Source organism: Stenotrophomonas sp. STEN020, assembly GCF_056760195.1.
In genome coordinates this window covers 1-289 of sequence record NZ_JBRREI010000128.1, presented here as the reverse complement: position 1 = coordinate 289, position 289 = coordinate 1, and the positions used below count along the sequence as shown (strand labels likewise).

Sequence of the window (289 nt, the reverse complement as noted above, 5' to 3'; positions counted from 1 at the left end):
GCGCAATGCGGCGTGGTGACCCTGATCCAGCGCTTCGGCAGCGCGCTGAATCTCAACATCCACTTCCACATGCTGTGGCTCGACGGCGTGTACGAGGACACCACCGAGCGTCCGCAGCGCAAGCCGCGCCTGCACCGCACCCGTGCGCCCACATCGGCGCAACTGACGGAACTGGCCAACACCATCGCGCATCGCGTGTGCCGGCACCTGTCGCGCCGCGGCTGGCTCGAAGGCGAAGACGAATCCGTGTTCCTGTCCGACAGCGCGGGTAGCGACGACGGCATGGATG

1 protein-coding gene is annotated in these 289 nt (G+C 67.1%); it reads left to right on the top strand.

Annotated elements, in window-relative coordinates; all coding sequences use genetic code 11:
- A partial coding sequence (locus ACVOLZ_RS22320; protein WP_481518046.1) for a transposase occupies positions 1-289 on the top strand: 289 nt, incomplete at both ends.